The following is a 25,628-nucleotide window of genomic DNA, read 5'->3' as shown; positions in this document are numbered from 1 at the left end:
AGGGGGCATACTCAATCGCCCCGATTCCCACCTCGGCCCCCTTGAGGGTGCCTGCTGCCGGACCGGCATCCCGTATGCCACGCCAGCACCGTTCGGACGGCGGTCTGTTGTGCGCGGACGCTTGTCGGGGTCCCCGGCTGCTGTTTCACTGCGTGGTTGGCTGCGCCACATCGGTCCGGCTCCCCCGGGGAGGCCCCATGGAGATCACGCGTAGACATGTACTGTCCCTGCTGTCCGCCGCCGGGCTGGCGGCGGTGATTCCCGCCTCCGGCGCTGCCGCGGCGTCGACGGCACCGGGCGGGGCCCGTGCCGGCGACGCCGGGATCGAACGGTTGCTCGGCAACGCCCGGGCCGTGCTCGCCGGAACCGCCGAGTCCAACTCACGTCCCGAGACGGCGGCGAGACTGGCGGCCGTCGCCGCGACAGCCCGCGGCCACCTGGCGGAGATGGCAGCGGCGGGTGAGAACGAGCTGTTCCACGGGCTGCCGCTGGGCACCAGCGACAGCAACCTCAACACGTCGTTCCGCCGGCTGTACGAGATCGCCCTCGCCTCCCGTACCCCGGGGCTGCCGCCCGGCGCCCCGCCCGGCGACGACGCCACCCGGCGCCGGGTCGTCGACGGGCTCGTCACGCTCCACGAGCGCTACTACGGCGACCAGGCACAGGGCTACTACGGCAACTGGCACCACTGGGAGATCGGCATCTCCACCAGCGTCACCGCCACACTCGTACTGCTCGCCGAGGAGATCGCCGACCAGCAGCCTGAGCTGACCCGCCGTTACATCGCCTCCATGGACGCGTATCTGCGCAACGGCAAGAACGGGGACGTCGATCTGGACTCCCGCTTCCACACCGGCGCCAATCTGGCCGACATCACCACCAACCGCATCCTGCAGGGCGCCCTGCTGGCCGATGAGGGCCGTATCCGCAAGGCGCTGGAGGACCAGCTCACCGTGTACGCGACGATCGACCCCTACCGCCTGGCACACGGCGTCACCGACGGCCACTACGCGGACGGGTCGTTCATCCAGCACGGTTCCGTCGCCTACACCGGTTCGTACGGAAAGGGCCTGCTGAGTCGCGTCGTCCAGACGCTGACATACCTGGACGGCACGGGGTACGCCAACACCGGTGCGCTGGTGCCGGTGGTGCACCGGTGGGTGACGGACGGTTTCGCGCCCGTCATCTTCGAGGGCTGGATGATGGAGATCGTCAAGGGCCGTGCAGTCTCGCGTACGGGCGGCGGCTACGCGGACAGCGCTGCGGTCGCCGAGGCCGTCACCGATCTGTCGGCGTACGCGGACGGCGAGCGGGCCGCGGCGCTCAAGAGCTATGTGAAGCATCTGCACACGGCCTCGGCCGCCCCGCCCGACCCGGCCCGCTTCGCCTCCCCGCTCACCGTGGTGCGGCACGCCGCGATCCTGGCGGACGGTTCGGTACCGGCGGTCGACCTCAACCCCGCGGCCCGCTGCACCGCCTTCAACGCCATGGACCGGACGGTGCACCGGCGCCCGGGGCACGCCTTCGCACTCGCCCGGAGTTCGGAGCGGATCAGCAAGTACGAGTACATGAACGGCGAGAACCTGATGCCCTGGTTCCAGGGCGACGGCGCCCACTATCTCTATCTCGCGGGAGAGGACCAGCGGCAGACCTTCGGCGTCGACTACTTCACCACCGTCTCCCCCTACGAACTCGCCGGGGTCACGGCACCCGACGAGCGGCGGCAGACCGTCCCGGAGCTGTACGGGAAGCCGTACTACGACAACCCCGAGCACCCGCTGCACTTCACGGCCTCTTCGGAGTCGCAGAACACCTACGTCTACTTCCCGCGCGGCACGGGCCGCCACTCCGGCGGCGCGGTGCTGGACGCGTACGGCGCCGCCGCGATGGTGCAGTCCGACGATGTCGCCTACGCCGAACGCGACCGGCTGCCCGACGACTTCACCGTGTACCGGAACGCGAGAGCCACCAAGTCGTGGTTCCTGCTGGACGAGGAGATCGTGGTCCTGGCGGCAGGCGTCGAGGACCGCGCAGGGCGGGCGGTGACCAGCACCGTGGACGCCCGGATCGCGGACCCGGACGACACCGTGCGGGTCAGCGGGGAGCGGGACGGCGGCGGCGCCTGGTCCGGCGACGGCACCGGGCGGCTGCGCTGGCTGCGGTACGCCAACGAGACGCGGCGGACCGCTGTCGGCTACCTCTTCCTCGACTCCCCCGGCGAGCGGCTGCACCCGGTGACCGTCGGGCTGAAGACCGTCACACGCAGCCGGCGTGCCGTGCGCACCGCGAACCCGGACACCGCCGTGACCCGGCGGGTCTTCCACGCCGCCTTCCGGCAGAACGCGGGCGCGACGCAGCGGGCCTACGCGTACGCGCTGGTGCCGGGCGTCGGTGAGCGGGAGTTGCGCGGCTACGGCGCCGGCGGTGGGCCGCTCGCCGTCCTTGCCAACAGCACCCGTCTCCAGGCGGTGCGGCACGCCGGTCTCGGGCTGCTGGCCGTGAACTCCTTCGGGCGCGGCCGACACACCGTCGCGGGGCTCCGTCTCGACGGTCCGGCGTCGGTCCTGGTGCGGCGGCACCACACGTCACGCGAGGTGACCGTCGCCGCCTCCGACCCCACCATGCGGCGCGACCGGCTCACCCTGCTGCTGCACGGCCGCAGCCTGCGGCCTGTCTCGTCGGCCCCGGATGTGCGGGTCAGCCATGTGCCGGGCGGCACCCTGCTCAGAGTGACCACGCGGCATGCGTACGGGAGCACCCGCACGGTTACTCTCCGTTGAACCCGGTACCTGGGAAGCGCCCGCAGCCGCCGACAGCGGGCAGGGGCACCCCCTTCGCTAAACGGCGCGGGGCGCGGGGTACCCGGAAAGGTGGGTCAGAGAGGAGTGAACACGATGAGTGACCAGACACCCATGCCGTCCCAGGCCGAGGGCGAGCGCGACAACGGCTTCGCGGAGGCCCGTTCCCTCCCGCCCGAGGAGCGCCGCAAGGCCGAGCACCCGGACTGCCCGCGCACGACACCCTCGCAGGCCGAGGGAGAGCGCGACGAGAACTCCGGTAGCTGACGACTCGGAGTTCGGTGTACGCCTCACGCAGCCGGCCGGAATGACTCTCGGGGCCGGGGCGCTGCCCGAGCCGCTCACCCGGCCCGCCGCCGCGCCTTCTCCACCTCGCGGCCGGCCCGCCGTACCCGGTCCTGGGCGGCCCGGCTCTCCGCGCGGGCGGCCCGCTGGTCCTGCTCGGCCTCCCGCAACTGCTCGCGGGCCCGGGAGACGCGCTGCTCGGCCAGCCGGTACCGCTCGTCGGCACGCTCGGCCGCACCCTGGGCCGCGGTCAGTTCCTCCTCGCGGGCACGCGACTCCCGCTCGGCCGCCTTCCGCCGCTCGGCCTTCTCGCGCTCGGCCGCCTTCCGCCGCTCGGCCTGTCGCTCCTTCGGCTCCTTCCGCTCCTTCGGCTCCTTCGGTTCCTTGAACCCCCTCCCCCGCCCCGCCTCCCCCGGCACGGCCTCGCCCACGAAGCCGACCGGCGCGGTCAAGGGTCTGGACAGGTGCCCGGCGGCCAACTCGCGTCCCGCCTCCGGGTCGGCCAGCGCGGCGTGCAGCGTCTCGGTCAGCTCGCGCTGGGCTTCGTCGCTGATCCCCCGGCCCTGCCGCTCCGTCAGCTCGCGGGCCTGCCGGGCGAGGGCTGCGGTGATCTGCCGCTGCCGCGCTGACAGCTCGCGCAACTGCCTGCCGTCCAGATCCCGGTGGGCCCGGCGCAGCTCCTCCCCGAGCTCCAGCAGCAGCCTCACCTCCTCGGGCTCCTCGCGCACGAGCAGGTTGCCGGCCCAGGCGGCCATGGTGGGGCGGCGCAGTCGGCGGATGTGCTCGGCCAGCTCCCGCTCCCCCGCGTCCCGGGCCTCCTGGGCTCGCGCGTCGCGGGTGGCGGTGAAGTCGCCGGGCGGCACCCCGTACAGCTCGTCGGCGACAGCGTCCAGATCCAACCGTCCTCCCGCGCAGCCCTGGCACGTGTGCCCCGAAGGCGTACCACCGGCGCCGTCCCGGCACAGCCGAACCCGCCCAGAAGCACCCGGCGGCACCACCGGCTGCGCCGGATGCGACAGGGGCGGCCGCGCAGGTACCGGCCCTGCGGAAGTTCCACTCCCACGCAAGTCCGCTTCCCGGCGCGGGCGCGCTGTTCGAGCGGTCGATTATCCGCTGTTCGCATTCCACTCTTGTTCGCATTTCGCGCCTTTCGTAGGATGCGGAATGTGCAGCGTGTTTCCGTGGAATGCGTCTGGGGCGATGCGCCCCCATCCCAGGTCATGCGCCCCCGACGCTCCCACGCCGTCCCCTCGGGGGGTTAGCCGCCCACTCGCTTGCTTTCGCCGCCGCACCACCCCTGAATGGAATTCCGCTGAAGGAGGCCCGGCGGGCGGGCACCTTCGGCGCCGTGTCCTCCGACGTGTTCTCCATATACGCACTCCGCATGTGTCCTCGAGAAAGGAAAGCGAAGAAAATACGGAACTCACGGAAAGGCGAGAATTCAGCGGAGAGCACGAACCCGGCCGTGGCCCGGCCGGGACCTTTCGGGGCACCGTGCCCCTGGCCGCTTGCACCGGACGGTCAGGGGCACGCCCGGTGCTCAACCGGGCTCCCCGGGCGCACGACGCCACCGGCGGGCACAAGCCCTGCCCCGGCTCCCGAAGCTGTCCGGCCAAGCTGACCGTCCCGACCCGGCGCAGCGTCGGATCGCGCCGCCGCAGGAGGTTCGGGCGGCCCATGGGGACTACACCGGCTCCTGGAGGACACCCGTCCTCCAGGAGCCGGCTCGTGCGGCGGTGCACGCGGCAGACGGCGGCATCCGAGGGGGACGGGAGTGACCGGCGTCACAGCCTGCGCTGGGTTCCGCGAATGAACTTTCCGCGCTGTCGGCGCATCAATCCTTCCGTGAAAGCGCGCAAGCGCCCGTTGGAGAGGGGAAAGCCGAGATGACCGAGCAGCACCGCAACACCAGCACGGCGCCGGGACACGCGGTCCAGCGTGCCGCCTGTGCGGCTCTGGCCGTGGCCACAGCGGCGGGGCTCGGCCTCGCCGGGGCCGGTGCGGCACAGGCGCTCGGCGACAGCCAGGCATCGACGCCCACCTGCACCACCTCCGGGCTGACCGCCTCGTTCGGGCAGAAGCTCGGCGGCGGGATGAGCCACGAGGGCGTCGTCCTCAAGCTGAAGAACACCAGCGGCCACACCTGCGCCCTGCGCGGCTACCCGGGCCTCGGCCTCGAGGACTCCAAGCACCGCACACTGGGCTCCTCCGTCCACTGGGGCGACACCTGGTACGCGAAGGACCCCGGCAAGAAGACGCTCACGCTCAAGAAGAACCAGAGCGCCGAGGCCGTCATCGCCTGGACCCACGCCAACGCCGGCACCTCCGGCGCCCGCCACGCCACCTACCTCCAGGTGACCCCACCCGCCAACACCACCCACAAGACGCTGAAGCTGCCCACCTGGGTCGACCACGGCCGCCTGAACGTCACAGCCCTGGCCCCGGACATCCGCATAGGCTGACCCGGCCGGACCGGCCCCGGGCCCCGCACGGTCGCGCTCCTAGGCCGGGAAGGTGACCGGGAGGTGGTCGAGACGGGTCTCCCAGGTGGAGGCCGTGTCCGTCAGCTGGTCGGGGTCGGCGGTCAGGCTGAGGCCGGGAAGGCGCTGGATCAGCACCTCCACGGCCGTCTCGATGATGGCCTGGCCCAGGGCCTGCCCCGGGCACTGGTGCGGGCCGCTGCTGAAGGCCAGATGGGCCTGGTTGCCGTTGACCGCTGTACCGGTGTGCGGGCGTACCTCCGGGTCCAGGTTGCCCGCGGCCAGTCCGAGGATGAGCAGGTCCCCGGTCCTGAGGCGCTGGCCGCCGAGTTCGCAGTCGGCGTTGGCGAACCGGCCCGGGAGCACCGCGAGCGGCGGCGAGTTCCACATCATCTCCTCGACGACCGCCGTCGTGGTCATCTCTCCGCTGATCAGTTCGCCGAGCCGGGATTCGTTGCCGAGGATCGACTGGAGCACACGCGCCAGCAGGTTGCTGGTGGTGGTGTGGGCCGCGATGAGCACCAGACGCAGGTGGTTCTGCACCTCGTCGTCGTCCAGTCCTGCCGGGTGCTGGATCAGCCCGGTGGCGAAGTCCGGGCCGGGCTCGGCGCGTTTGTGCGCGGTGAGCTCGGCCAGCACGCGGCCGATCCGGTCGTTGTGGGCGATGGCGTCCTCGCCGCCCCGCATCATCCCGGCGCACGAGGTCACCAGGCTCTCCCCCTCGGTCTCCGGCAGCCCGAAGAGCCGGGTGAGGACGAGCATCGGCAGGTACTCGGAGTACTGCAGCACCAGGTCGGCGCGGCCGGTGTCGGCGAAGGCGTCGATCTGCTGGTCGGCGACGTGGACGACGTGACGGCGTATCCCGCGGTTCGTGACGGTCTCCATGCTGTCGGTGACAGCGCGGCGCAGCCGCTGGTGGGGTTCCCCGTCCTGCGAGAGGCAGTCGGGGCGCCAGCCCAGCATCGGGATGAGCGGCGAGTTCTCCGCGATCCGCCCCTCCTTCCAGTCCCGCCATCTGCGCGAGTCCCGGCTGAACTGGCCGGGGTTGTCCAGCACCCGCCGGTTCTCCCGGTAGCCGAGCACCAGCCAGGCGGGCACATCGCCCTCCAGCAGGACGGGGGCCACCGGCCCGTACTGCTTGCGCAGCCGGGAGTAGGTTCCGTACGGATCGCTCGTGGTCTCCGTCGCGTACAGCCTCGTCGTGGCGCCGGCGTGCTGCGCAGGGCAGGCCGTGGGCACGTCCGGCTCAGCAAGGTGCGGGCCTTCGGAAGGCTGGGCATTCATCGGGGCTCCAATGCGGCAGCAGACCGTTCCTTGATATGGCGGACGAGCGCGATCAGCACATCGCGGCTCGACGCCCGGTCGCGCGCGTCACAGCTGATGATCGGGGTGTGCGGCGAGACGGCCAGCGCCTCGCGCACCTCCTCGACAGGGTGATCGCGGGCATCAGGGAAGATGTTGAGGGCGATGACGAACGGCACATCCAGTCTCTCCATCTCCTCGATGGCCCGGAAGCTGGACTGCAACCGCCGGGTGTCCACCAGGACGACCGCGCCGAGAGCGCCCTTGAACAGGCCGTTCCACAGGAACCAGAACCGCTCCTGGCCCGGCGTGCCGAACAGATAGAGCACCAACTGCTCGTTGAGGCTGATCCGGCCGAAGTCGAGGCTGACGGTGGTGCTCTTCTTGTCCGCGACACCGACCAGGTCGTCGACGCCGGCGCTGGCCTGGGTGAGAGTCTCCTCGGTGGTGAGCGGCACGATCTCGCTGACCGAGCCGACCATGGTCGTCTTCCCGGTGCCGAAGCCGCCCGCGACCATCACTTTGACCGACCGGCTCTCCGCGTGCAGCGCCTCCGCCCGTTGCGGAGGCGCGGGCCGGTCAAAGCCGTTGTAGTCCACTGAGTACCTCCTCGAGGAGCGTGAGGTCGGGCCCGCGGTCGCCCGTACCCGCGAGCGGGTCACGGGCCTGCACCAGACCTCTGTTCAGCAGGTCGGCCAGCAGCACCGAGAGAATGTTGAAGGGCAGTTCGAGATGCGCGCCCAGTTCGGCCACCGACAACGGGTCGCGGCACCAGCGCAGGACGGCGTCCTGCTCGGGCTCGATCCCCGGTTCGGGCGCGGAGCACGCGACGACGAGCGTGGCCACATCCAGGCTCGACGCGTCCCCGACAGGTGCGGCGCGCCCCTCGGTGAGTATGTAGTAGCGCTCCAGTCCTGGCCGTCCCGAGCGCACTTGCGGCTCTGTCATCCAGGCTGCTCCTGGCGGGGAACGGTGCCGAGGAGGTCGCCCATCCTGCGGGCGCAGTCCCTCATCTGGTGCCCGAGCACCCCCTGGTCGATACCGGTCCTGGCCAGCACTCCCAGGTAGGTCTCGTTACCGGCGCGTACGACGAACAGGTGTCCACCGTCGACCTCGATCCCGGCCAGCCGCAACTGGCCCTTGTGGTTGGGGAATTTCTCGGCGACCGGCTGGGCCAGCGACTGGAGGCCCGCGACGATGGCGGCGAACCGGTCGGTGTCGTCGGGGTCGGCGCCGAAGGAGGTGATGGCCTTCCCGTCCGAGGAGGCCACCAGTGCGAAGCGGATCTCCTGGATGCTCTCCGCCAGGTCGCGGAGCGCCCAGCTCAGGTCGGACTGATACTGCGTCATGTGGCTAGTCACTCTCTGGTTGCTCGTCAGGGCGGGCGTTCGGGGCGGACGGGTCCGCCGGGCAGCTGCCGGAAGCGCTCTGCGAACCGTTGCCCGAGGCGTTCACCGAGCCGGAGGTGTTCGCGGAGTCGGGGGCCTTCGTCGGGCTGCAGCCGGACACGAAGGCGGCCAGCCCGGTGAAGGACTCCTCCGGCGGCACGCTGGAGGTGTCGGCCGATCCGGTGTGCAGGCCGTTGCCCGGACCCGGTGAACCCGTGGCGCTCTTGCTCCGCTTGGGCAGGCCGCCCGGCGTGGTGCCCGAGACCAGCGCGTCGTCATCGTCGTCGAGGACGGGCCGGTACTCCCGGCCGACGGACGGTGCGGGGATGGCGGGCTCCGGAGCCGGAGAGGGTGAGGGTGAGGGAGACGAGGACGGGGATGGAGACGGAATCTGCCTGGGAGACGGAGCCGGCTTGGCCGCCTGGGCCCGTCGTCGGGCCATGGCGGCGCGCACCGACGGCGGATCGGGGTACCGGGGCCCGTCGAGGGGCTTGATGTACTTGTTCGGAACCACCACGACCGCGGCGGTCCCGAGCCAGGGCGAGTCGTCGAACGTCACCGTGATGCCGTACTTGCGGGCGAGGTTGCCCACCACGCGCAGGCCGAGCTGCGCGTCCTCCGCCAGGTCGCCGGGTCCGGCGCCGACGGGCACACCGTTCAGCAGTCGCAGGGCCTGGCGCCGCTTCTCCGCCCTGAGCCCCGTTCCGGCGTCCTGCACCTCGATGCCCAGCCCGTTGGGCACCTCGCGCGCGGAGACGAACACCGTCTCCGCCGGGGGCGAGTACCGCGTCCCGTTGTCCATCAGATGGGCGAGGATCAGCGTGAGGTGGTCGACCAGACCGCCGTCCACCGCCAGCTCGGGAAGGCGCCGCAGCTTGACGCGCCGGTACTCCTTGATCCGCCCCATGCCGCCGCGGACCACACTGATCAGCGGCTGAGGGGTCTGCCATGCGCGACCCGGCCGGGAGGCGCCGCCCAGTACGACGATGCTGGCCGCCAGACAGTCGGCCGGGCCCAGCTCCTGGTCCAGCTCCATCAGGTCCTGGGCGACAGTCGGCAGATTGCCGTGCACGCCCTGCATCTCGTGCAGTTGGGCACGGAGCTTGCTCGTGTACACCTGCATCCGGCTGCCGATGCTCACCACGGAGTGCCGCGCGGAGGAGCTGCGGTCGAACTCCTCCTCGATGGCCAGCATGGCGAACCGCAGCAGCTTCCTGAGCGTGGGGCGGAAGTCGTCGGGGATGTCGGGGTCCTTGGCCAGCGGGCGCAGCAGGTCGTCCATGGCCTGACCGGCGCGCAGGTCGTCGACCGCCCTGGGCAGGAACTCCTCGGCGATGCGCACGAGTAGGGCCTTGTGCAGCTCGGTCAGCCCGGAGAGCTGCTCTTGCAGCGAGGAGACCTCGGTGGCGTGCCGGGCTTCCATCGACACCAGCCGCTGCCTGGCCTCCTCCCTTTCCCCCGCGGTCTGCGCCTGGTGCTCCAGGGCGGCTCGGCGGGCGCGGAGTTCGCCGTTGAGCAGGCGCTCGACACAGACGGCCGCGGCCGCTGTGACCGCCACTCCGACGAGGAGCACGGCCGGCCGGCCGTCGGCCGGTCCCACGGCCATCACCACGGCCGTGGCCATGCATATCGCTGCGGGCAGTGACCACCACGCGTACCAGGCGGCGGGCAGCCGGGCCGCGGGTGGATTCGTGGCAAGTTCCATGTGGGTCCTCAACCAATTTGCTCGAGCGGGGCGGGTCGGAAACGCACTCGCCGTACAGCCGGTGCCCTACGGGAGGCGGCACTCACCGATCTGGCCTGCTGCTGGTCCGGCTCCTTTTCCACCGGAGGCACGGAGTTGTCGACGACAGGCCACGGCTCCCTGCGAGTGCGTCAACTCGCCGGGAGTGCGGGAGCTTAGCGACAACTGGCGGCGCCCCGCAGGAGATGCCGTGTTCTGCCAAACATCTCCGGATTCCCGTTCGAATACCGTGCGGGATTCCCAGGCCCGGCCCCCTCGGAGAACCATCTCGGCAGCCGGGATCGTTCGGTGATCCGTTCTGACCGCCGAGTCAGCGCTTTCCGACCGTTTCTTATTGGTCGATGATATTTTTATGACCGGTTCCGCTGGTTTTTGAGCGGCTGGGGGCGGCCGACGCCGGTTGTGCGCCCCTTCCCGGATGCATCCGCGAATTGTGGGGAGACTGGCCCTAGCAACCGGCGGCACCCCCCTCACGCGCCCCGTCGGGCCCACCGCACCGCGGACCTCGCGGCCGGCGGGCCGGCCAGCCGCCGCCTACTGCTTGACCTGCTCCGAGAGTTCGAGCAGACATGTTCACCCAGCGGTTCGGCCGTGTACACGAGAAACGCTGCTGCACCGCAGGCACCACCGCACCGCGTATGACAGTCCAGCACGCAGTACCGACGTGAGCGTTCCCACCAGAGCAGGAGGACTCACCGATGCGACGAAGCGGAACAAGCGGCGAACTGGCAGAGATGGTCAGAAGTGCCGTAAGGAGTTGCGGGGGAGAGTACAAACGCCGGGAGGAATCAGGCGTCGCCCGCCGGGACCGATCGGCTTGCCGGGACGAACGGCACCGTGCCGCAGTGGCATTCCCGCTGGAAGGAGCACTGGCCCGCGCACCCCGGCAATTCCCCGGGCCCGATGAGCACGGTAAAGAGCGCCTGCGCAGGCTGGACGAATGCCTCGCCGTCATTCAGCGCGCATTTCCCGGCGTCGAGACCGGTGTCCGGTTGTGCCGACTCTCGTGCGAACTGCTGGAAGGCGCCTGGCGCGAGCGGGCCCTGGGTACGGATACCACCACCTACGACGATTCGTGCACCTGTACGCTCTGCGCCCACTTGCCCAAACCGCTCACCCGCAGCCTCGCCGACTACGACTGGCGCCGCAGCGACGGGCAGCCACTGTCGGTCAAGACCTGGCCCTTCCGGAAAGAATTGGACAGCGTGCTGACCGGGGGCTGGGTGTGGACCCGGAAGATGAACGACTCGGACCGGGACCTGGGCCTCAGGTTCCGGCACCAGGACGACATCCTGGTGCTGCACGAGTACAAGCGCGTCGAGGCGGCGATCGAGGTCTCCGAGACCGCGCGGGTCGTCCGGCAGCGCCTCGCCGAGGACCGTACGACCAACGGGGCGCGCGCCCTGATCTGCGGGCTCTACGCCGCCTACAAGCGGTCGGTCGACGAGTACTGGCTCAAGCAGCACGTGGCGGGCGCTGTCGCGCTCCCGCAGGAGACACCGCTGGACAAGGCGGCCTACACCCTGCTCCAGCTCATGGACTGCCTGTTCTGGCACGTCTCCCCGGACGCCGAGCTCTGGCAGGAGGAGCACCTCGCCGCCCTGGTCCTGTGCCGGGTGCTCAACGACATGACCGACGCACGCGCCGACGCGGTCACCGGGGAAGCCAGCAACTTCTGGCTGAGCGCCATGTCCACGCACGAGAAGGCCATGTACGGGGCCTGCGTCGTCGCCCTGATCAAGTACGGGTGCATGCCGGAGGCGCACGGCCTGCTGTGGAACACCTGGCTGATGGGCACCACGGTGGTGTGGGAGGGGCTGACCGGGCGGCACGCCCTGTGGTTCGACGGGATCACCAGCGGCCTGCCTCCCCTGGAGGGCTGTCTGCTGTGCGGCATCGAGCCCAACGCCTGCGCGGGGCTGCTGACCGCGGGCGTCACCCTGCGCGCCGGCTGCTCCCCCGCTGTGGACCGTCTCGGTGAACGCGCGGCGTTACTCGCGGCGCGCTGCCGCGAGCAACACCCGCAAGTGTGGCGGATGTTCGAGCGCGAGCTGGCCGTGTTCGAGGCCCTGCACGGGGAGTGGCACGGTGACGTCGACATCGTCTGGGAGATACTGCGCCGCACTTACATAGCCGCTGTCGCGGCGGCGCTGGCGGGCGGTGAGGGGGCGCGCGAGGTCCAGACCGACTCCGGCCGCGTGGGCGCCGAGCTGTTCCACACGCTGCACAGGCCCCCCACCTGGAAGGAGGACACCGCACTGCTCGCCTACATGTTCGGCTGCGCGCACCCCCACTTCCTGTGGAACGCCCAGGGTTTCGCACCGACCGCGGTCGGCGGTGACTGGCTGGACGGCTGAGCGGAGCCGGACCGCTTCGGTCACGGCGTGAGGTGCGGGTGGGCCCGGCAGCGCTGCCGGGCCCACCCGCACGTCACGGACGCAGCCTGGGCCGGAGTGCGGCCGCCGTCACTTGGCCTTCTCGACGAACTCGGTGGTGTAGGTCTTCTTCAGGTCGATGGTGGTGTTCTTCAGGTTCGGGTTGAACGCCTTCAGCACGCGCTCGACTGTCCTGGGCCCGTCCGCCGGCATGACTCCGTCCGTGGTGAACATCGGCAGCGTGTTCTTGATCGACTGCGCGTACAGCTCCTTGCCGCCCTGCGCGTAGTCGGACGGCATCTTCGCGGCGATCTCTTCGGGCGTGTGCTTCGACATCCACTTGAGCGTCTTGACGAAGGCGTTGGCCAGCTTCTGCACCGTCTCCTTGTGGCTGTTGGCCCACTCGGTGTTCATGTACAGGCTGGAGGAGGGATAGGTGCCGCCGAGCGCCTTCTTGGAGCCCTCCGGGGTGCGCATGTCGACCAGCACCTTGCCGAGCTTCTTGTCGAGCACCTGACTGACGGTGGGCTCCGTGGTCATCCCGCCCTGGATCGAGCCCTTCTTCAGCGCGGAGATGAAGGTCTGTCCCGCGCCGACGGCGACCGGGGTGATCTGGTTGGTCGGCACCCCGTTGTGGACGGCGAGGTACTTGGTGAGGAAGTCGGTCGAGGACCCCAGGCCGGTGACACCGAGCTTCTTGCCCTTGAAGTCCTTGGGCGAGGTGATGTCCCCGGCGGCCTTCGTGGAGACCATCTCCACCTCTCCCGGCGCGTGGGAGAGCTGGACGACCGACTCCACCTGCTTGCCCTTGGCCTGGAGGTCGAGGGTGTGGTCGTAGAAGCCGACGACGCCCTGCACGTCGCCGGAGACGAGCGAGGTGGTGGCCTGTACGCCGGCCGGCTCGGTGAGCAGTTCGACGTCGACACCCTCGTCCTTGAAGTAGCCGAGCCGCTTGGTGAGCATCGCGGGCAGGTAGATCACCTTGTCGAGGCCGCCCACCATGATCTTCACCTTGCCGCCGCTCTTCGCCTCGTCGGAGGCGGCGGAGCCGCCTCCGCAGGCGCTGAGGGAGGTGAGGGCGAGCGTCGCGGCGACCGACACGGCGGCGAGCCTGGCATTCTTGCGCATGACGAGTCCTTCGGGGAGCGGGAGAAGGGATGCGGGAGGGGAGGAAGCAAGAGGAGGGAGGGAGAAGAGGGAGGGAGCGTCGGACGGTCAGCGGGCGGTGCCGGACTCGACCGGCTTCCAGCGGAAGAGCCGTTTCTCCAGGAAGGCCAGCAGCCCTTCGGCCAGCAGCGCCACCACGGCGAGGATCACCATCGCGGCGTACACCCCGGCGGCGTTGAAGGTGCCCTGCGAGGCGGAGACCAGCAGGCCGAGGCCCTTGGTCGCGCCGATGTACTCGCCGACGATCGCGCCGATCAGCGCGAAGCCGAAGCTGACATGCAGGCTGGTGAAGATCCACGACGTGGCGGAGGGGATCACCACGTGCAGGGTGACCTGCCGGTTGCTCGCGCCGAGAATCCGCGAGTTGTCGACCAGGTTGCGGTCGACCTCCCGCGCGCCCTGGAAGGCGTTGAAGAAGACGGGGAAGAAGACCAGCACCACGGCTGAGGCGACCTTCGAGGCAGGGCCGAGGCCGAACCAGATCAGGAAGATCGGCGCGAGGACGATCCGCGGCAGCGCGTTGAGCACCTTGATGTACGGGCCCACCACATCGGCCAGGAAGCGAATCCTGCCGAGCGCGATGCCCAGCACCACACCGCCGAAGACGCCGAGGACCCAGCCCAGCAGCGCCTCGTAGAGCGTGTACCAGATCTGCTCCCACAGGGGGCCCTGCGGAGTGCCGTTCAGTGCCCACTGCCGGATCTGGTCCCAGATCTTGGACGGCATGGAGAAGTTGAACGGGTCGATGACGGCGGTCCTGGCGAGCACCTCCCACAGGCCGACCACGGCGACGAACAGCACCACCCGGGTGCTGTACACCAGGAGCCTGCGGTTGCGCGCCGCCCGTTCCCTGGCCTGGGTGCGCTCGGTGCCGGGGCTCTTGTGCTCCTCGGCGGCGGCCGGCGCTGCGATGGTCTCAGGCGACATCTGCGGCACCCCTCTCACGGGTGATGCGGACCTCTTCGCCGAGCGAGGACCACAGTTCCCGGTAGATCTCGACGAACCGCGGCTCCAGCCGTACCTCCTCGACCTTGCGCGGCCGGGGAAGATCGATGGCGAAGACCTCCTTGACGGTGGCCGGCCCCGCGGTCATGACCACGACCTTGTCGGCCAGTGCGATGGACTCCTCCAGGTCGTGGGTGACGAAGACGACCGAGGCGCCGGTCCCGGCCCACAGCTCCAGCAGCTGGTCCGACATCAGCGCGCGGGTCTGTACGTCCAGCGCCGAGAAGGGTTCGTCCATCAGCAGCAGCTCCGGGTCGTTGACGAAGGTCGCCGCGAGCGCCACCCGCTTGCGCTGGCCGCCGGAGAGCTGGTGCGGATAGCGGTCCTGGAAGCTCCCCAGGCCCACGCGGTCGAGCCACTCGCGGGCCCGCTCCCTCGCCTCGGCCTTGGGTACGCCACGGAACCGGGGGCCCGCCATCACGTTCGACAGCACGGTGCGCCAGGGGAAGACGGCGTCCTGCTGGAAGACGAAGCCGACCTTGTCGCCGATGCCGCGTACCGGCTCCCCGGCCACCAGCACCTCGCCCTCCGTGGGCTCTTCCAGACCGCTGACCAGCGTCAGGGTCGTCGACTTGCCGCATCCGGTCGGGCCGACCACCGCGACGAACTCGCCTCGCCGAACGGTCAGGTCCAGGTCACGGACAGCGGTGTGCAGCCGGCCCGACGGTGTGCGGAACGCTTTGCTCGTCGCCCTTAGCTCGATGGCTGGGGTCGTCTGGCTGTTCATGGCCGGGAGGTTAGGAGCGCCATGGGCACCCTCGGCAGTCTTGTGAGCACTCCTCGCGCTTCTGCGCCTAAGCGTTCTTTTGCTCGTTCTGCTCATGGCTGGACAACAAAACCGCGCACAAGACTGGCCACCGGGCCTTCCGCCTCTTACGTTGCGTTCACACACCACGTTCAGGCCGCGCGTGGCGTGAAAGTTTCGCTTCGCAACAGCGTCCGCTCCGCCGGGGGCAGCCGCTTCGTGCGGGGCGTACGCGCCCGCAACCCGTGAGGGTGAAGGCGGAGGGTCGGAAGGCAGGGAGTGCGATGCGTATCCGCTGGCCCACGCGTGTCTCCGCCCAGGTCCTGGTCATCCAGCTGGCCCTCACCACCGGGGTGACGGCACTGGCCACGGGGCTCTTCCTGGCCCCGTTCAGCTCGGAGATCGACGACCAGGCCACCAGCAGGGCGCTGGCCATCGCGCGGACCACCACCGCCGACCCGCAGATCACACGTGAGCTGCTCACCACGGCGCCGAGCCCGACCGGTCCTGTGCAGCGCGACGCCGAGCGGATACGCAAGGCCACGGGCGCGCTGTACATCGTGGTGATGGACACCCGCGGGGTGCGCTGGTCGCACACCAACCCGGCGCGTATCGGCCGGCACGTCTCCACCGACCCCAGCCGCGCCCTCGCCGGTGAGGAGGTCCGGCAGATCGACACCGGCACCCTCGGCCGTTCCGCACGCGCCAAGGCGCCACTGCGCGACAGCTCGGGGAAGATCGTCGGCGCGGTCTCGGTCGGCATCTCCTACGGCAGCGTGCGGGAGAAGCTGTTCGCGGAGGTGCCGCGGCTGTTGAGTTACGCGGGGATCGCGCTCGGCGCGGGCGTGCTGGCGGCGCTGGTGGTCGCCCGCAGACTGCGCCGCCGTACGCACGGGGTCGCGTTCGCCGACATCTCGGCGCTGCTGGACGAGCGCGAGGCGATGCTGCACGGCATCCGGGAGGGCGTGGTCGCCGTGGACCGGCACGGCAGGGTGCGGATGGTCAACGACGAGGCGCAGCGGCTGCTGGGTCTGGGCCCGCAGGACGCGGGGAGGCCGCTGGACGAGCTGCTGCCCCCGGGGCGTACGGCCGACGTGCTGACGGGTCGGGTGGCCGGGGCCGATCTGCTGACCATCAGCAGCGGCCGGGTGCTGGTCGTCAACCGGATGCCGACCAGGGACGGCGGAGCGGTGGCGACCCTGCGCGACCGGACCGAGCTGGAGCTGCTCGGCCGCGAGCTGGACAGCACTCATGGGCTGCTGGACGTACTGCGCGCCAAGGATCACGAGCACGCCAACCGCCTGCACACGGTGCTCGGGCTGCTCGAACTGGGCCGGCACGAGAGGGCAATGGAGTTCGTCGCCGAGGTCACCGACGCGCACAGCGCATCCGTCGACCAGATCGCCGAGCGGGTGCACGATCCGCTGCTCGCGGCGCTGATCGTCGGCAAGACCACCATCGCCGCCGAACGCGGCGTCGCCCTGCGCCTGTCCACCGACACGCTGCTGCCCGACCGGGTGGTCGACCCGCGCGATCTGGTCACCGTACTGGGCAACCTCATCGACAACGCGCTGGAAGCCGTCACGGCCCATCGCCGCGCCGACGCCTTCATCGAGATCGAGCTGCGGACCGAGCACACCACCGTCGTGCTCCAGGTCTCCGACACCGGCCCGGGAGTCCCGCCCGAGCTGCGCGAGCGTGTCTTCGAGGAGGGGTGGTCCACCAAGGAACCGCCCGGCGGCTCGTCCACGCCGGCTGCCGCCCCGGCGGCCACGCCCGGCAGCGCCCGGCCCGTCGCCGTGCCGCGCGGCCGTGGTCTGGGCCTGGCCATGATCCGGCGGCTCGCCGAGCGGTACGGCGGCATGGCCCGCGTCTCCGCGCGTGCGGGCGGCGGAGCCGTCTTCACGGTCGTACTGCCCGAGGCGCTGAGCGTGGAGCGCGCCCCCGACCGCCTGCTGACCGCCGAAGGAGAGTCCCGATGATCGATGTCCTCGTCGTCGACGACGACTTCCACGTCGCCGAGATCAACGCCGCCTATGTGGCGCGGGTGCCCGGTTTCCGGGTCGCGGCCCGCGCCCACACTGCGGCGCAGGCCCTGGCGATGCTGGAGCGCACCCACATCGACCTCGTCCTCCTCGACCACTATCTACCCGACGAGACCGGTGTGACCCTGGTGCGGCGGATGCGGCAGCTCGGCCACTTCATGGACGTGATCATGGTGACGGCCGCCCGGGATGTCGCCACCGTCCAGGCGGCCATGCGCTGCGGCGCGCTCCAGTACCTGGTCAAGCCGTTCAACTTCGCGGGCCTGCAGTCGAAGCTGGAGCGCTACGCCGAACTGCGCCGCACCCTGGAGGGCGTGGGCGGGCGCGGCGAAGCAGGCCAGGAACAGGTCGATCGCATCTTCAGCGCCTTCAGGACCGGCCCCTCCCACACCGAGCTGCCCAAGGGCCACTCCGCGCCGACGGTCGACCTCATCCGCCGCGCCCTGGGCGACGCCCCGCACCCGCTGTCCGCACACGAGATAGCGGCCCGCACCGGTATCAGCCGCTCCACCGCGCAGCGGTACCTCAAATACCTCGAAGGCGAGGGCCGCATCAGTCTCACCCTCAAGTACGGCGACACCGGCCGGCCCGAACACCGCTACTCCTGGGCGACGGCGACATAGTCCTCTTGACCGTCTCCGGACTCACGGTGAGACGGTCGACGAGCTGTGTGCGCCCGGGTGGCCCGCCGCGTCCATGGCGAGAGTTCCGGTGACGCCGGGCTTCCCTGCGGCCGCGCGGAAAGTGTCGCTCCCGAACTCAACTCCCCCAGCAGGCACAACCATTCGGCCGGACAGTCCGTCTGAGTCCCCGAACCAGCCGCAGAAGGCAGCGGACAGAGAGCGAAGGAACAAAGAGCGAAGAGGAGAAGAGGACACATATGCGCAACCGCACACTCGTCACCGCCGCGACCCTGACCGCCCTCGCCGCCGACAGCGAGGACATCGGCACCGTCGCGGACGCCGGAGCGGTCTGGGTGCTGCGCGGCACCTCGTCCGGCCTGACGACCAGCAAGGTCGCCTCGTTCAACGGGTCCGACTTCGGTTTCACCCGGAACACCGGACTCAACTTCGGTGAGGTCTTCGACCACTGACCGGTGCAGTGCCCGCCGGCACTTGCCGGAGGGTTCGCGCTGCCACTTCGCGGAGCACCGGGCAGGGTCGGGCCGGCGGCGGGGCGGGCGGGCTCAGTCGGCTGTCGCGTGCAGTACGAGGATGGCCAGGTCGTCGTCGAGCGGTTCCGGGCCGAAGTCGTGGGTGGCCTGACGCACTCGTTCCGCGACCGCTGCGGCGCCCATGCCGGCGCAGTCTGCGAAGATCCGGGCCAGTCCGTCGTCGTCGTCCAACTGCCGGGCTCGGTTGCGGCGTTCCGTCACCCCGTCGGTCACGCACAGCAGCGACTGGCCCGGGGCGAGGTCGAAGGGGTAGGCCACGAAGTCGGCGGACTCGTCGATGCCGAGCAGCAGTTGTGGCTCCACCACGGGGACCACGCCGCCATCCGGGGAGAGCTTCAGCGGAGGAGGGTGTCCGGCGCTGGCGACGGTGCAGTGGGCCCCTTCCGCCCGCCCGTCGGCCTCCAGCTCCCCGTACACCACGCTCAGGAAGCGCGGTCTGGCGCCCTCTCCAGCCACGGCCACCGCCTCCGCGCTCTCCTCCGCCATGGTGGCGTTCAGCTTGCGGAGCACGGAGGCGACGCCGTGTCCCTCGCGGGCGAGCAGCCGCACCAGGTGCCGGGTGAGCCCGGTGACGGACATCGCCTCGGGGTCCTTGCCCTGGACGTCGCCGAGCATGAAGGACCAGCGGTTGCCGCCCAGCGGAAACAGATCGTAGAAGTCGCCACCGACGGTCTGGCCCACCGCGTGCGGCTCGTAGACGATCGCCGCCTCCACCCCCGGGATGTCGGCGAGCGACCGCGGGAGCTGTTTGCGCTGCAGCGCGTTGCTGATGCTGGTCTGCCGGGTGTACTGGCGGGCGGTGAAGACGGCCTGTGCCACCCGGCGCGCGACGTCCTCGACGGTCCGGGCGACGGAGCTGGTCATCTCCGTCGCACCGGATCTGCCGATCACCAGCGAGCCCAGACAGGTACCGCCCGCGACCAGGGAGAAGGCCAGCGCCGAGCCGGTTCGCCCGGGCCCCGATGCCTCGCCGGGCCAGGGCCAGGGGATGCCGACGGTCCGCAGGTCGGCCGGGGGAGGGTCCGGCTCCAGGGCGAGCCGCAGCGCCCGGACCTTCCGCTCCTCGGAGTGCCAGACGCGGGAGAGCCGCATCCCTCCGGTGTCCTCCGTCAGCCAGACGGCGCACCAGTCGGCCAGCCGTGGCACCAGCAGCTGTCCCACCAGGGCCGCGACCATGTCCTCGTCCAGCTGTCCGGCGAGGAGCTCGCCGGCCTCGGCCAGGAAGGCCCCTCCCGGGTCGGTCCATCCGGCCGTACGGCGCTCGTCCGCCTGCCGGGAGGCGGAGAAGATCTCGGCGGCGACCAGCTCCCGGTGCATGGCCTCGTTGAGCGACCCGGAGGGCCTGGGCTGCAGCGCGGAGACGGCGACGCGGAACCAGACGGCCTTCTCGGTGCGCCGGTAGGTCACGCCCCAGGACTCGGCCAGCGCGCCGACCAGCTGGAGGCCCAGGCCCCGCCCGGCGCCCCGTCGGCCGACCGGGTCGCTGCTGATGCGCCCCGCAGGCTGCGCGTCGGTCACCTCGACCCGGACGGCCTCGATCCCCACCGGGCGCCCGACGGCGGCCGCGCCCGTGGCAGCGGCGCCCGTGGCAGCGGCGCCCGTGACGGCCGCGCGTCCGGTGCCCCCGCTTTCGGCTCCCCCGCTTTCGGCGCTCCCGCTTTCGGCGCTCCCGCTTCCGGCCGGGGCGGCGTCCGGCGAGGTGGCGCCGCGCGGGGCGCCGGGTCGGGTCTCCGGCTCGCAGGTCTCCACGTCGCAGGCCACCTCGATCCGCGTCCCGGCGTGCACGAGCGCATTGGTGACCAGTTCGCTGACCAGCAGTTCAGCCTCCTCGGTCAGCCGTGCGAGCTGCGGCTGAGGGGTCGCGCCGGCGCGGCTGTGCTTGCCGATCTGGGCGCGCACGAGCGCACGGGCTGCGGAGGGCGCGAGCTGACTCGCGGGCAGGGCCCTCCGCGACACGGAGCCGCTCGGACCGACGGACGGCAGTCGCACAGGCTCTCCTACTCGGCTGACCAGCGCTGATGCCCTTGCGGACACCCAGCGTCGAACTCCTTATATTAGGATATGAGTGTATATACCGGAGGCTGGGAACGTGCTGCCATGGAGGGCTCCATGGACGACCCTCAGGGCATATGTGTGCGGGAGAGGGACCTTCGTCCGCTGCTCGGAGCGATGAGAGCGCTGAGCGACGGGGACTTCTCGGTACGTGTCGAAAACGAGAGCGAAGGCGTCCTGGGCGAGCTGGCCGGGACGTTCAACCAGATCGCCGCCCGCAATGCACACCTGGCCTCGGAGCTCGGGCGGGTTCGCCGGGAGGTGGCCCAGGGCGGGCGGCTCGACGAGCGGGTCACCGCCAGCCCGGGCCAGGGCGAGTGGTCCACCAGCGTCGACGAGGCCAACCGACTGATCGAGGCCCTGGCCACCCCGGTGACCAGGGCGACCCACGTGCTGGAGTCCATCGCGGACGGAGACCTGGCCCACCACCTGGAGCGCTCGGGGTCCCAGCAGTGGCTCCACGGCGATCTCGGACGCCTGGAGAGCGGCGTCAACCGCCTGGTGGACCAGCTGTCCATGTTCACCGGGGAAGTCGTACGCGTCGCACGCGAGGTCGGCACCGAGGGCAACCTCGGCGGGCGCGCGGCCGTGGGGGAGCTCTCCGGCGACTGGCGGCGGGTGACCGAGGCCATCAACACCATGGCGGAACGGCTCACCGGCCAGGTCCGTGACATCGCCGGAGTGACGACAGCGGTCGCCAACGGAGACCTGACCCAGAAGGTGACGGCCGAGACCTCCGGCGAGCTGCTACAGCTGAAGCTCACCGTGAACACCATGGTCGACCAGCTGTCGGCGTTCGCGGACGAGGTCACCCGCGTCGCACGCGAGGTCGGCACCGAGGGCAACCTCGGCGGACAGGCGGAGGTGCGGGGGCTGTCAGGCGTGTGGCGCAGCCTGACCGACAACGTCAACCTGATGGCCTCCAATCTGACCTCGCAGGTACGCAATATCGCCCAGGTCTCCACGGCCGTCGCACAGGGTGACCTCAGCCAGAAGATCACCGTCGAGGCGAAGGGCGAGATCCTCCAGCTGATGAGCGCGGTCAACGCGACGGTCGACCAACTGTCCGCGTTCGCCGACGAGGTCACCCGCGTCGCACGCGAGGTCGGCACCGAGGGCAACCTCGGCGGACAGGCACACGTCCGGGGGGTGTCCGGCGTATGGCGAGACCTGACCGACAACGTCAACCTCATGGCCTCCAACCTGACGATGCAGGTACGCAACATCGCCCAGGTCGCCACCGCCGTCGCCGAGGGTGACCTGTCCAAGAAGATCGACGTCGACGCCAAGGGCGAGATCCTCCAGCTGAAGACCACCCTCAACACGATGGTGGACCAGCTCTCGGGCTTCGCCGACGAGGTCACCCGCGTAGCGCGCGAGGTCGGCACCGAGGGCAACCTCGGCGGACAGGCGCAGGTCCGGGACGTGTCGGGGGTGTGGAAGGACCTCACAGACAGCGTCAACTCCATGGCGCTGAATCTGACCTCGCAGGTCCGCAGCATCGCCCAGGTGACCACGGCGGTCGCCAACGGTGACCTCTCCAAGAAGATCGATGTCGACGCACGCGGCGAGATCCTCGAACTGAAGGACACCGTCAACACCATGGTCCGCCAGCTGCGGTCCTTCTCCGACGAGGTCACCCGCGTCGCACGCGAGGTCGGCACCGAAGGCAACCTCGGCGGCCGCCGGGCCGAGGTGCACGGGGTCTCGGGGCTGTGGAAGGACCTCACGGACAACGTCAACTTCATGACGACGAACCTCACTTCGCAGGTCCGCAACATCGCCCAGGTCGCCACGGCGGTCGCGGGCGGTGACCTCTCCAAGAAGATCGACGTCGACGCACGAGGCGAGTTCCTGGAGCTGAAGACCACCCTCAACACCATGGTCGACACCCTCTCCTCGTTCTCCGCTGAGGTCACCCGTGTCGCACGCGAGGTCGGCAGCGAGGGGCAACTCGGCGGACAGGCGCGGGTCGAGGGCGTCTTCGGCACCTGGAAGGGCCTCACGACCAGCGTCAACGAGCTCGCCTCGAACCTCACCACACAGGTCCGCGCGATCGCCGAGGTCGCCGACGCGGTCACCCAGGGCGATATGTCCCGCTCGATCCAGGTGGACGCACGCGGCGAGGTCGCCGAACTGAAGGACAACATCAATGTGATGGTGGCCAATCTGCGCGAGACCACCCGCACCAAGGACTGGCTGGAGTCCAATCTGACGCGTATCGCCGGTCTGATGCAGGGCCAGCGGGATCTGGTGGAGGTCGCCGATCTGATCCTGCGCGAGCTGACGCCGCTGGTGAACGCGCAGGCCGGAGCGTTCTTCCTGGTCGGCCCCGACGAGAGCGGACAGCCGGGCGAGGAGCTGGAGTTCATCGCGGGATACGGCACCAGTGGACGCGAGGACACCGGCGCGCATGCCGACTGCCCGGTGCACGGGCTGCTGGCGCAGGCGGTCGCCGAGAAGAAGCGCATCCTCATCGAGAACGCGCCGCCGGACTACGTACAAGTGGAATCCGGGCTCGGTTCCGCACCCGCCGCACACATCCTGATCCTCCCGATCCTCTTCGAGGACAGGGCACTCGGTGTGATCGAGGTGGCGTCGTTCAGCAAGTTCAACGATGTCTATCTGACGTTCATCGACCAGTTCGTGCACACCATCGGTGTCTCGATCAACACCATCCTGGCCAACGCCCGCACCGAGGAGCTGCTCTCGGAATCCCAGCGGCTGACCTCCGAACTGCGCCAGCGCTCCGACGAGCTGCAGCGCACCAACGCCGAACTGGAGGAGAAGGCCGCGCTGCTGGCGACGTCGTCCCAGTACAAGTCCGAGTTCCTGGCGAACATGTCGCACGAGCTGCGCACCCCGCTCAACTCGCTGCTGATCCTGGCGCGGCTGCTGGCCGACAACCCCGACGGACGGCTCTCCGAGCAGGAGGTCGACTTCGCGACCACCATCCACCGCTCCGGCTCGGACCTGCTCCAGCTGATCAACGACATTCTCGACCTCTCGAAGGTCGAGGCCGGGCGGATGGACGTAAGGACCAGGCGGCTGCCGCTGAAGAAGCTGCTCGACTATGTGCAAGCGACGTTCCGGCCCGTGACGGCGGACCGCGGTCTGGCCTTCGACGTCGTGGTGGGCGAGAACGTGCCGCGCGAGCTGTACTCCGACGAGCAGCGCATCCAGCAGGTGCTGCGCAATCTGCTGTCCAACGCCGTGAAGTTCACCTCCTCCGGAGGTGTGGAGCTGCGGGTGGAGCGCGCCGCCGGCACGGAGTTCAGCGAGCCGACGCTGCGCGACGCCGAGGCCGTCGTCGCCTTCTCCGTGAAGGACACCGGCCCCGGCATCCCGCCGGAGAAACTGTCGGTGATCTTCGAGGCGTTCCAGCAGTCCGACGGCACGACCAGCCGCAGGTACGGCGGCACCGGGCTCGGCCTGTCCATCAGCCGCGAGATCGCCGGCCTGCTCGGCGGCCGCATCGACGTCGAGAGCACGGTGGGCGAGGGCTCGCGGTTCACGCTCTCCATCCCGTCGGTCTACCCGGGCAGCACACCCCCCTCAACGGTGTCGGCAGCGGCGCGGCCCGGCGCGGACGTGCCCGAGCGGAAGGGCCCGGAACCCGCCGGGCCCGCCGCCGTGGCGCCTTCACCCGCGCCCCGGCCCGAGCCCGAGGAGCCGGCCGAGGCTGCCGGGACCGTTGGACCCGTCGAGGATGCCGGGACCGCCGGGACCGCCGGGACCGCTGAGGGGGCCCGAACCGTCGAGGCGGCCCGAGCCGTCGGGGCTGTCGAGGCCGAGGAACGTCCAGGTGCCGGGCCGCCCGACCAGGAAGGGGAGACGCACGAGCACGCCTGGCCGGAGACGACGCAGCTCAAGCAGTGGCTCGGCGGACCGCAGAGCCAGGTCCTGTCGGGCAAGACGGTACTCATCGTGGACGACGACATCCGCAACGTCTTCGCGCTCACCCATGTGCTGGGCCGCGTCGGCATCTCGGTGAAGTACGCCGAGAACGGCCGCGAGGGGCTTGAGATGCTGGACCGTTCACCCGAGGTGTCGCTGGTCCTGATGGACATCATGATGCCTGAGATGAACGGCTACGAGGCGATCGCGACCATCCGGCGCACGCAGCGCCTCGCGGGGCTGCCCGTCATCGCGCTGACCGCCAAGGCGATGTCCGGCGACAGCCAGAAGGCGCTGGACAGCGGCGCTGACCGGTACATCACCAAACCCGTGAACCTCGAAGAGCTGTTGCAGGCCATGTACGACCTGCTCAACACGCCCGACACCCGGCCCGGGGCCGGGACGGAGACCGCGGCGGAGACCGAAGCGGACGCCGCGACGGAGACCGGAGCGGACGCCGGGACGGGCCAGGGTGCGGGCCCGGACAGCGGGGGGCCGGCGCCCGACAGCGGCAGCGGATCGCGAGGGCGGACGCCATGACCGCGCCGGTCCCCGACAGGTCGAGCATTCTGATCGTCGACGACATGGAGGAGAACCTCGTCGCCCTCCAGGCGGTGCTCGGCCCACTGGAGCAGCACCTGGTGACAGCGCGCTCGGGCGAGGAGGCACTCAAGGCGATGCTCCGTCAGGACTTCGCGCTCGTCCTGCTCGATGTGCTGATGCCCGGGATGGACGGCTTCGAGACGGCGAGCAACATCAAGCGTCTCGACCAGACCAAGGATGTCCCCATCATCCTGCTGACCGGCAACGAGGTGGACCGGGACTACGCCTACCGCGGCTACGCCCTGGGCGCCGCCGACTTCCTCGCGAAGCCCATCGACCCCTGGGTGCTGCGGACGAAGGTCAACGTGTTCCTCGACCTGGACCGCAAGAACCGGCAGCTCGCCGTCCAGACCGAACAACTCCGACGGCTGCTGGACGCGGACGGCGGGCCACCGGCAACGGGCCAAGGCGGCGCCGGGCAACTGGACCGGATCACCGAGCAGCTGGTCCGTATCGAGGTGCTGCTGCGCAGCCGCGACACCGCCGACAGCAGCGCGCTGGCCGACCGTATCGCCGAGTTGGAACGTTCGGTCCGTCGGTTGGAGGCGGCCGACGGCGCCGGCTGACG

At 70.4% G+C, this 25,628-nt stretch carries 19 protein-coding genes; 9 read left to right on the top strand and 10 right to left on the bottom strand.

The window, feature by feature from the left end; genetic code table 11:
• Window positions 1-197 precede the first annotated feature (197 nt).
• Together JW592_RS16880 and JW592_RS16875 are read left to right on the top strand one after the other, a co-directional pair.
• Window positions 198-2,780 carry a polysaccharide lyase family 8 super-sandwich domain-containing protein gene (locus tag JW592_RS16880; RefSeq protein ID WP_209265934.1) on the top strand — a complete coding sequence of 861 codons (2,583 nt, stop codon included), beginning with the start codon at window positions 198-200 and terminating at the stop codon, window positions 2,778-2,780.
• 114 nt (window positions 2,781-2,894) lie between these two features.
• A complete protein-coding gene (locus JW592_RS16875; RefSeq protein ID WP_209265933.1) occupies window positions 2,895-3,065 on the top strand; it encodes a hypothetical protein in 171 nt (56 codons plus the stop codon).
• A gap of 74 nt (window positions 3,066-3,139) precedes the next feature.
• Here the strand turns inward: JW592_RS16875 and JW592_RS16870 are convergent, their stop codons facing one another.
• Window positions 3,140-3,982 carry a hypothetical protein gene (locus JW592_RS16870; protein WP_209265932.1) on the bottom strand — a complete coding sequence of 281 codons (843 nt, stop codon included), beginning with the start codon at window positions 3,980-3,982 and terminating at the stop codon, window positions 3,140-3,142.
• A gap of 987 nt (window positions 3,983-4,969) precedes the next feature.
• Between JW592_RS16870 and JW592_RS16865 the strand changes: the two genes are divergently transcribed.
• A complete protein-coding gene (locus tag JW592_RS16865) occupies window positions 4,970-5,545 on the top strand; it encodes a DUF4232 domain-containing protein (RefSeq protein ID WP_209265931.1) in 576 nt (191 codons plus the stop codon).
• Between the two features lie 39 nt (window positions 5,546-5,584).
• On the opposite strand, the gene JW592_RS16860 is transcribed toward JW592_RS16865, so the two are convergent.
• From JW592_RS16860 to JW592_RS16840, 5 genes are read right to left on the bottom strand one after another with little or no spacing between them, the layout of a single operon-like run.
• The gene (locus tag JW592_RS16860; RefSeq protein ID WP_209265930.1) at window positions 5,585-6,847 is read right to left on the bottom strand and encodes a cytochrome P450; all 1,263 of its coding nucleotides are present in this window, start codon (window positions 6,845-6,847) and stop codon (window positions 5,585-5,587) included.
• Window positions 6,844-7,464, bottom strand: a complete 621-nt coding sequence (locus tag JW592_RS16855; protein ID WP_243082830.1) for a GTP-binding protein — start codon at window positions 7,462-7,464, stop codon at window positions 6,844-6,846. The genes JW592_RS16860 and JW592_RS16855 overlap by 4 nt, the downstream gene beginning before the upstream one ends.
• The gene (locus tag JW592_RS16850) at window positions 7,445-7,813 is read right to left on the bottom strand and encodes a DUF742 domain-containing protein (protein ID WP_209265929.1); all 369 of its coding nucleotides are present in this window, start codon (window positions 7,811-7,813) and stop codon (window positions 7,445-7,447) included. Before JW592_RS16850 ends, JW592_RS16855 begins: the two co-directional genes overlap by 20 nt.
• The gene (locus JW592_RS16845) at window positions 7,810-8,214 is read right to left on the bottom strand and encodes a roadblock/LC7 domain-containing protein (RefSeq protein ID WP_209265928.1); all 405 of its coding nucleotides are present in this window, start codon (window positions 8,212-8,214) and stop codon (window positions 7,810-7,812) included. The genes JW592_RS16850 and JW592_RS16845 overlap by 4 nt, the downstream gene beginning before the upstream one ends.
• Before the next feature lie 4 nt (window positions 8,215-8,218).
• Entirely contained in the window at window positions 8,219-9,958 is a 1,740-nt protein-coding gene (locus JW592_RS16840) for an ATP-binding protein (protein WP_209265927.1), read from the bottom strand.
• Window positions 9,959-10,842: 884 nt separating this feature from the next.
• Between JW592_RS16840 and JW592_RS16835 the strand changes: the two genes are divergently transcribed.
• Complete coding sequence (locus tag JW592_RS16835; protein ID WP_307805438.1) at window positions 10,843-12,354, top strand: hypothetical protein; 1,512 nt, start codon at window positions 10,843-10,845, stop codon at window positions 12,352-12,354.
• Window positions 12,355-12,462: 108 nt separating this feature from the next.
• Here JW592_RS16835 and JW592_RS16830 read toward each other — a convergent pair whose 3' ends face one another.
• The 3 genes from JW592_RS16830 to JW592_RS16820 form a co-directional block, all read right to left on the bottom strand.
• Window positions 12,463-13,500, bottom strand: coding sequence for an ABC transporter substrate-binding protein (locus tag JW592_RS16830; protein ID WP_209265925.1), 1,038 nt, complete (start codon window positions 13,498-13,500; stop codon window positions 12,463-12,465).
• Window positions 13,501-13,587: 87 nt separating this feature from the next.
• Window positions 13,588-14,466 carry an ABC transporter permease gene (locus tag JW592_RS16825; RefSeq protein ID WP_209265923.1) on the bottom strand — a complete coding sequence of 293 codons (879 nt, stop codon included), beginning with the start codon at window positions 14,464-14,466 and terminating at the stop codon, window positions 13,588-13,590.
• The gene (locus JW592_RS16820) at window positions 14,456-15,271 is read right to left on the bottom strand and encodes an ABC transporter ATP-binding protein (protein ID WP_209265921.1); all 816 of its coding nucleotides are present in this window, start codon (window positions 15,269-15,271) and stop codon (window positions 14,456-14,458) included. The genes JW592_RS16825 and JW592_RS16820 overlap by 11 nt, the downstream gene beginning before the upstream one ends.
• Before the next feature lie 302 nt (window positions 15,272-15,573).
• Here JW592_RS16820 and JW592_RS16815 point away from each other — a divergent pair, with 302 nt between their 5' ends.
• The 3 genes from JW592_RS16815 (at window position 15,574) to JW592_RS16805 (ending at window position 18,427) form a co-directional block, all read left to right on the top strand.
• The gene (locus JW592_RS16815) at window positions 15,574-17,271 is read left to right on the top strand and encodes a sensor histidine kinase (RefSeq protein ID WP_209265919.1); all 1,698 of its coding nucleotides are present in this window, start codon (window positions 15,574-15,576) and stop codon (window positions 17,269-17,271) included.
• Window positions 17,268-17,957, top strand: coding sequence for a response regulator (locus JW592_RS16810; RefSeq protein WP_209265918.1), 690 nt, complete (start codon window positions 17,268-17,270; stop codon window positions 17,955-17,957). The genes JW592_RS16815 and JW592_RS16810 overlap by 4 nt, the downstream gene beginning before the upstream one ends.
• A 257-nt stretch (window positions 17,958-18,214) precedes the next feature.
• The gene (locus JW592_RS16805; RefSeq protein WP_209265993.1) at window positions 18,215-18,427 is read left to right on the top strand and encodes a hypothetical protein; all 213 of its coding nucleotides are present in this window, start codon (window positions 18,215-18,217) and stop codon (window positions 18,425-18,427) included.
• A 93-nt stretch (window positions 18,428-18,520) separates the two neighbouring features.
• Here JW592_RS16805 and JW592_RS16800 read toward each other — a convergent pair whose 3' ends face one another.
• Window positions 18,521-20,497 carry a SpoIIE family protein phosphatase gene (locus JW592_RS16800; protein WP_307805437.1) on the bottom strand — a complete coding sequence of 659 codons (1,977 nt, stop codon included), beginning with the start codon at window positions 20,495-20,497 and terminating at the stop codon, window positions 18,521-18,523.
• Window positions 20,498-20,617: 120 nt separating this feature from the next.
• Here JW592_RS16800 and JW592_RS16795 point away from each other — a divergent pair, with 120 nt between their 5' ends.
• Together JW592_RS16795 and JW592_RS16790 are read left to right on the top strand one after the other, a co-directional pair.
• Window positions 20,618-24,997, top strand: a complete 4,380-nt coding sequence (locus JW592_RS16795; RefSeq protein WP_209265917.1) for a HAMP domain-containing protein — start codon at window positions 20,618-20,620, stop codon at window positions 24,995-24,997.
• Window positions 24,994-25,626: a response regulator gene (locus JW592_RS16790; RefSeq protein ID WP_209265916.1), complete on the top strand. Its 633-nt coding sequence runs from the start codon at window positions 24,994-24,996 to the stop codon at window positions 25,624-25,626. The genes JW592_RS16795 and JW592_RS16790 overlap by 4 nt, the downstream gene beginning before the upstream one ends.
• Window positions 25,627-25,628 lie beyond the last annotated feature (2 nt).

It is taken from the genome of Streptomyces spirodelae, assembly GCF_017676385.1.
In the GTDB taxonomy this organism is placed as follows: domain Bacteria; phylum Actinomycetota; class Actinomycetes; order Streptomycetales; family Streptomycetaceae; genus Streptomyces; species Streptomyces spirodelae.
The sequence above is the reverse complement of the archived record's forward strand: the minus strand, read 5'-3'. Positions and strand labels throughout refer to the sequence as shown.

Bases quoted from the DNA above. Each gene is read 5' to 3' on its own strand.
- JW592_RS16880 (WP_209265934.1), top strand. From the start codon at position 198: ATGGAGATCACGCGTAGACATGTACTGTCCCTGCTGTCCGCCGCCGGG.
- JW592_RS16860 (WP_209265930.1), bottom strand. From the start codon at position 6,847: ATGAATGCCCAGCCTTCCGAAGGCCCGCACCTTGCTGAGCCGGACGTG.
- JW592_RS16875 (WP_209265933.1), top strand. From the start codon at position 2,895: ATGAGTGACCAGACACCCATGCCGTCCCAGGCCGAGGGCGAGCGCGAC.
- JW592_RS16820 (WP_209265921.1), bottom strand. From the start codon at position 15,271: ATGAACAGCCAGACGACCCCAGCCATCGAGCTAAGGGCGACGAGCAAA.
- JW592_RS16810 (WP_209265918.1), top strand. From the start codon at position 17,268: ATGATCGATGTCCTCGTCGTCGACGACGACTTCCACGTCGCCGAGATC.
- JW592_RS16865 (WP_209265931.1), top strand. From the start codon at position 4,970: ATGACCGAGCAGCACCGCAACACCAGCACGGCGCCGGGACACGCGGTC.
- JW592_RS16815 (WP_209265919.1), top strand. From the start codon at position 15,574: ATGCGTATCCGCTGGCCCACGCGTGTCTCCGCCCAGGTCCTGGTCATC.
- JW592_RS16805 (WP_209265993.1), top strand. From the start codon at position 18,215: ATGCGCAACCGCACACTCGTCACCGCCGCGACCCTGACCGCCCTCGCC.
- JW592_RS16845 (WP_209265928.1), bottom strand. From the start codon at position 8,214: ATGACGCAGTATCAGTCCGACCTGAGCTGGGCGCTCCGCGACCTGGCG.
- JW592_RS16850 (WP_209265929.1), bottom strand. From the start codon at position 7,813: ATGACAGAGCCGCAAGTGCGCTCGGGACGGCCAGGACTGGAGCGCTAC.
- JW592_RS16795 (WP_209265917.1), top strand. From the start codon at position 20,618: ATGGACGACCCTCAGGGCATATGTGTGCGGGAGAGGGACCTTCGTCCG.
- JW592_RS16840 (WP_209265927.1), bottom strand. From the start codon at position 9,958: ATGGAACTTGCCACGAATCCACCCGCGGCCCGGCTGCCCGCCGCCTGG.
- JW592_RS16790 (WP_209265916.1), top strand. From the start codon at position 24,994: ATGACCGCGCCGGTCCCCGACAGGTCGAGCATTCTGATCGTCGACGAC.
- JW592_RS16830 (WP_209265925.1), bottom strand. From the start codon at position 13,500: ATGCGCAAGAATGCCAGGCTCGCCGCCGTGTCGGTCGCCGCGACGCTC.
- JW592_RS16825 (WP_209265923.1), bottom strand. From the start codon at position 14,466: ATGTCGCCTGAGACCATCGCAGCGCCGGCCGCCGCCGAGGAGCACAAG.